This window comes from Arthrobacter sp. Y3225116, from assembly GCF_059091245.1.
The window spans coordinates 1-5,685 of the sequence record NZ_JBNHGL010000187.1; the positions used below are offsets into that span (position 1 = coordinate 1).

General features: G+C 65.3%; 5 protein-coding genes and 1 tRNA gene. 2 read left to right on the forward strand and 4 right to left on the reverse strand.

The genetic code is table 11. The annotated features are described in order from the left end of the window. Together AC5RV2_RS13875 and AC5RV2_RS13880 are read right to left on the reverse strand one after the other, a co-directional pair. Positions 1-1,359: hypothetical protein (locus AC5RV2_RS13875; protein WP_494092815.1), on the reverse strand; the 1,359-nt coding region annotated here is incomplete at its 3' end. Between the two features lie 37 nt (positions 1,360-1,396). Then, the gene (locus AC5RV2_RS13880) at positions 1,397-1,711 is read right to left on the reverse strand and encodes a hypothetical protein (protein ID WP_494092816.1); all 315 of its coding nucleotides are present in this window, start codon (positions 1,709-1,711) and stop codon (positions 1,397-1,399) included. Positions 1,712-1,869: 158 nt separating this feature from the next. Here AC5RV2_RS13880 and purB point away from each other — a divergent pair, with 158 nt between their 5' ends. Both purB and AC5RV2_RS13890 read left to right on the forward strand, forming a co-directional pair. After that, entirely contained in the window at positions 1,870-3,282 is a 1,413-nt protein-coding gene (purB, locus tag AC5RV2_RS13885; protein WP_494092817.1) for an adenylosuccinate lyase, read from the forward strand. Positions 3,283-3,441: 159 nt separating this feature from the next. Continuing rightward, positions 3,442-3,515 (forward strand) — tRNA-Met (locus AC5RV2_RS13890). A gap of 511 nt (positions 3,516-4,026) precedes the next feature. On the opposite strand, the gene AC5RV2_RS13895 is transcribed toward AC5RV2_RS13890, so the two are convergent. Both AC5RV2_RS13895 and AC5RV2_RS13900 read right to left on the reverse strand, forming a co-directional pair. Continuing rightward, a complete protein-coding gene (locus AC5RV2_RS13895) occupies positions 4,027-4,716 on the reverse strand; it encodes a hypothetical protein (RefSeq protein ID WP_494092818.1) in 690 nt (229 codons plus the stop codon). Positions 4,717-5,498: 782 nt separating this feature from the next. Next, on the reverse strand, positions 5,499-5,685 hold a 187-nt coding region (locus AC5RV2_RS13900; protein ID WP_494092819.1), incomplete at its 5' end, for a hypothetical protein.

Consider the following 5,685-nt stretch of genomic DNA (forward strand, 5'->3'; position numbering starts at 1 on the left):
CCTGGCCGTGCCGCCGGCGAGCGCGGCGCCAAGAAATGCTGTCGCGTCGCGCATCGACCGGTCCGGGCTCGCGTCGATGTTCCGGGCGGCCTGCACGTAGTTCCCGAGGTCATGCCCGGGTCCCAGCCCGGCGCCCTCGCCTGCAGGAGTGGCCGCGGGATCGGTCAGGGTTACGGTGACCTGTTCGCGCCGGTCCGGATTCGGCCTGGCGTCGGTGCCCGGCACCCAGTCCCGGGCGTGCTCCAGGTGAACGCTCCGGACGCTCGGACCGGGGTTGATGCCGGCCACCGGCGAGCCGGCCGTGAGGACGAAGCCCACGTTGTGGCTGGCCAGGAAGGCCGGATCGGCGGCAAGGTTCATCGCGTGGATGCCGCCCTGGCTGTATCCGACCAGCATCACCAAATCCTCCGCGCCGGCGCCGGCTTCCCCGAGGGCCTGCGACACGGCGGCCGAGACGAACGCGCTGCCGCCGGAGACCGCTTCGGCGATGCCGGTTTCGTCGAACGGGTTGCCGGTTGCCTCGGCCGAGCCCGCAGCCTGGGTGCCCGGCAGAGCGACGACCCACCGCTTTTGGCCGCCGGGGGCGGATACTTCGAGCACTTCTACGGTGCCGTCACCGGCGCGGTCCGCGCTGACCGTCCGGTGGAGCAGCCCGGCCAGGGAAGCCGGCGCGGGATCGATCTCCTCGTCCGTTGCGGCCGCGCGTTCAACCTCGATGGCGCCGGCCCGGAGCAGCCCCGCCTGCCGCGCCGCGGCGACCAGCAGCGGGGCCATGTGTTCAGTGGCCGGCTTGTTCCATGGACCGCCTTGCCGTCCATCCCGCAGCAGCATCCCCGCCGCCGGGCCGCCCAGCGCTCCGGCCACCGCTGCCGGGAACTGGCGGAGCAGCCGTTCGCCGCCCGCCCGGGTCGGCCGCCCCTCGTTGACGGCCATGCCGAGCGGAACCGTGGCCCACCAGGTGGCAGAATCGACCGCCTGCAGCGCGGCGGAGACGGCCTGCTCGGTCGCCAGGTAGGTTCCGTGTGCCAACCGCACCCTGGCGGACAAGGCACCGGCGCCGTCCGCAAGGCCCGCCAACGATGCCGCGGCGGTGTGGACTGCCGTTTCGGCCGCCCACCGCTCCGGCAGCAGCGTCCAGCGGGGATCGGCGAGCAGCATTTGCACCGACAGGAGTTGGCGCCACAGGTCGTCGATGGTGGCGGCAGCCGACTCGAGCCGGGCGGCTGCGGAGATCAGCTCCTGCCACTCAAACGCGACGCCGCCGATGCCGCCGGCAACCCGATAGCCGGCGTACCGGCGGTACCCGGTGCCGCCTTCCCACCACCGGGCTCCGCCGGGAAGCCAATCGGCGTCACCCACCGGGCGTCACCAGCACAGTGCGTCCTGGTCCCGGCAGTCACGGCCGGGGGCCGCACATAGCGGCGGCCGCCGTTTTTGCCGCGCCGGCAGCTGCTTCAGCCGCACTGACCGCGGCTGCCGCGAGCCTCAGCAGTTCTGCCGCCTCCGCCATCCCGCTGCGGTACTCGTGCAGCCGCTCCCTGAAGGCCCTGCCGGCCGGCGAGACCCAGGCGGCAGCCGCGCCGGCCAGATCCGCCCGTACGGCGAGCAGTTCCTGCTCGCAGGAAAGCAGGCGGCCGGGGGCCAGCTCCCATCCCGGGTCCGGCGGGCCGCCCGGCCCGGCCTCCGCCGTCGCCGTTTGCCAAAACATCACTTTGGCCTCCTTTGCGCCTCGACTTCCTCCGAGGCTAGGGCCGGCGTCGCCCGCGGTGCTGGCGCAGGCCGGCCATGTGCATGAGCGAGGGCATGGCGCCGCTGTGCAGGCGAAGTCACGCGGAAAGCGGCGGCATGGGACATGGAAGAATAGGGGTCATGGCTGAAACTTCCCGTGTCCCCTTGGCAGAAGTCACCCCCGCGATCGCACTCGGTCCCTTGGACGGGCGGTATCACCAGGCGGTTGCGCCGCTCGTTGATTACCTCTCCGAAGCCGCGCTGAACCGCGACCGCGTGCATGTGGAGGTGGAGTGGCTGATCCATCTGGCCGGCCAGTCCGTCCTGCCCGGGGCGGGTCCGCTGACCGGGGAGCAGCAGTCGGCGCTGCGCAAGATCGTCACCGACTTCGACGGCAATGCCGTGCGCGAACTGGCCGAGATCGAAGCCGTCACGGTCCACGACGTGAAGGCCGTGGAGTACTTCATTGGCCGCCGGCTCGGCCAGCTGGGCATCGAGCACCTCACCGCCATGGTGCACTTCGGCTGCACGTCGGAGGACATCAACAACCTTTCCTACGCGGTGGGCGTCAAGGGGGCGGTGGAACAGGTCTGGCTGCCGGCCGCCCGCGCTCTGGTCGAGCAGTTCGCGGCCATGGCGCGCGAGCACCGCGACGTGCCGATGCTCTCGCGCACCCACGGACAGCCCGCCACCCCCACCACGCTCGGGAAGGAGCTGGCGGTCATCGCCCATCGACTCACCCGCCAGCTGGACCGGATCGCCCGCACCGAGTACCTGGGCAAGATCAACGGGGCCACCGGCACGTACGCGGCGCACTATGCTTCCGTTCCCTCGGCGGACTGGCAGGCCGTTTCGCAGACCTTCGTCGAGGGTCTGGGCCTGACCTGGAACCCGCTGACCACCCAGATCGAGTCGCACGACTGGCAGGCCGAGCTCTACTCCGACATCGCCCGCTTCAACCGGATCCTGCACAACGCCTGCACGGACATCTGGAGCTACATCTCCATCGGCTATTTCGCGCAGATCCCCGTCGAAGGAGCCACCGGCTCGTCCACGATGCCGCACAAGGTCAACCCGATCCGCTTCGAAAACGCCGAAGCGAACCTGGAGATCTCCAACGGCCTGCTGGATACCCTGGCGGCCACGCTGGTCACCTCCCGCTGGCAGCGCGACCTCACCGACTCGTCCTCGCAGCGGAACATCGGCGTCGCCTTCGGGCACTCGCTGCTGGCCATCTCCAACGTTGCCAAGGGCCTGGACCGGCTCAGCGTGCCCGCCGAGGTGCTGGCGGCTGACCTGGACCAGAACTGGGAGGTGCTCGGCGAGGCCATCCAAATGGTCATGCGCGCCGAGGCCATCGCCGGGGTCGAGGGCATGGAGAACCCGTACGAGCGGCTGAAGGAGCTCACCCGCGGGCACCGCGTGGACGCCGAGCGCATGAAGGAGTTCGTCTCCGGCCTCGGCTTGTCCCCGGACGCCGAGAACCGCTTGCTCGCGCTCACCCCGGCCAATTACCACGGGATCGCCGGCAAGCTGGTGGACCACCTGCGCTAACCCTCCGCTGGTTCTGCCGACGACGGCGGCGGCCACCTTCCGCGGGGAAGGCGACCGCCGCCGTCGTCGTCTGCAGGGCCATGGCCATGGCCCGGATCAGTGACCCCACTCACCAAATTCGTCGTTTGGCCGCAGGTGGGTCTAGAGTCATTACTACGCCGCGGGGTGGAGCAGTTCGGTAGCTCGCCGGGCTCATAACCCGGAGGTCGTAGGTTCAAATCCTACCCCCGCAACGAATGAAGGCCCTCTGACTAGGAATTATCCCGGTCGGAGGGCCTTTCTTATTGGTTGGATACCATTCGCCTCCGTTCTAGACTCCGGTCTAGGTTCGAGTGCCCCGGCAAGGCTCTGATGTCCGTGCTGCAGGCCGCAGGGCTCCCGTGACTCTGGAGCCCGGGGGCTTGCGGCGTTGTTCGCATTGGAGGTGCTGGCTATGGCAGCTGCCCGTCCGAGCAGCGCCGGTTGCACGGTCGAACTAGACAATTCGAGTCCCAACGTCAGCGCAAAACGAAGGCTCCTATGCCTACAGAAAGACAGGGGTTAACCTGGGCTTGCCTCTTGGTTAGCGATCGTCTTAGTGACGCGGCGGCAACTTTCCCCAAAATTACATGGACACTTGGCTCCGACCGGCGTCTATCCTGTGACTTTTCGAGCAGAGTCCGCCACCCCGCGCAGCACACGCCAAGGGCTCGCGTTTCATTCAGGGCAATGGCGACACTAAGCCGCCTTCGGCACCTCGCTACGTTAGTTAAACTGGAAAGTACGGTACGAAGACCTCACGCTGAAACGGCGTCCTTCCTTCCGGTGGTGAAGAAACCCAGAGATTGTGTCAATGTCCTCGGGGCGCATCCCAAGCTGCCGACACTTCGCTCGCACTTGCTCGACTGTGATTGCAGCCCAGCGGTCTGGACAGTTCATCATGTCGGCCTTGAGCTTGTCCTCCTCGTTCCACTTCAACCCGGATGAGTAGCCTGCCGCCATGCTCGCGATGTGCTCTAGTATTGCGTCGACTCCGTTCGGCAACGGCTCAAGCTTCTCCTCGCGTCTGTGAGGCGCGACAATACGGCCTGGGAGAAGTTGGACCGGTGCGGTATCTTCAATCCACTCGGCGGTCTCATTTTTGTTCCACTCAATAACTGCGATTGCATCAGCTTCGCTGTTCCAGATGTGGTTCAGACGCTTGCGGTCAGGCCATGCGTAGAGCACACGCTGGCCGTCAAATGCCCTGCCAACAAACCCTCGCCACGCATAGTGAGTAACCCCCGGCCGTGCAATCAGCCGCTTCAGACTTTCGCCCTCAAAATCACGCTGCGGCGTCACGACCACGATGGGACCGCCGGGCTGCTTTAGCAGCCAGTCCACCGCCCGAACATTTTGCGATTCGCGCGAATCGCCATCGCCAAGTCGCGACACTGCGATGGGGACTGATGACATGCGATGACTCCTCTAATTTATTTGGTGGCCTCAGGCTAACCGTGGCTTCAGACATTTTCGATGAAAGACAATCCGTCGCACCAGCATCGGAGCTCGCCATGAAGCACTGCTCAGTGAGCGCTTCGACGCGACGACAGTACAAACAGAAAGTCCCGGTATTTCGGGATTTGGTGACTCTTGACCGGCGTCGACCTGATGACCTTTCGAGTAAGAGTACGGCTCTTTCTAAGGTTTCTGCGGGGTACCAGCATCTTCGGTCGTTCCTAGTCAGAGCCGTTTTCTGCTGTCTTCCTCTTTCATCGGTTGCTATCGAATCTGCGGAATAGATGCGGGGTTCGGCGACAGTCTCAGGTGTGTGCACGGTCAAAGATCGGGCGCCCTCTCAGCATCCACCTGAAGGGAAAGCGATGACCTTGAGCACCTTGCCGCTGACATCGACAAAGCGAGCTGCCACGACATCGTTGCGGCTGGTTCAGGCAGTTGGAACGTCAATCCAGGGAGGCACATTCGCAGGAGCATGCTTCATATAGTGATCCCGGAGGCGCACCGCGTTTGCGCGATGTTCGATCATCGTATAGTTGCGCTCCCGGTCCAGGTGTCGCTGTTCCCGGAGTAGGTTATGGTGCAGCTGTACGTGTGCAGACAAACTGCTTGCATAAGGTAGCTTATCGGCACTTGATGAGCCGGGCGCGCCCCATCACTTGCGCTTTGCTCGACGGAAGACCTGCACCTATTGACGCGGCAGGGCGACCCTCATAATGTAATAACATTATGACCGTGCTTCACACGTTCTGTGACGCCTTTCTCAACCGAAGAAGGGCCGTTGAAAAGTTGCTGCGGTGTTGGAAACAAGGTGGGATAAAGATTGCGTTAATACGGTTCTTGGTCCCGTGCCAGCCCATGAGTTGGGTGTTGTCGCGGTCCACGAATCCCTGCTCTCCGTCCTCCCGGGCGCACAGTACGCCCCGG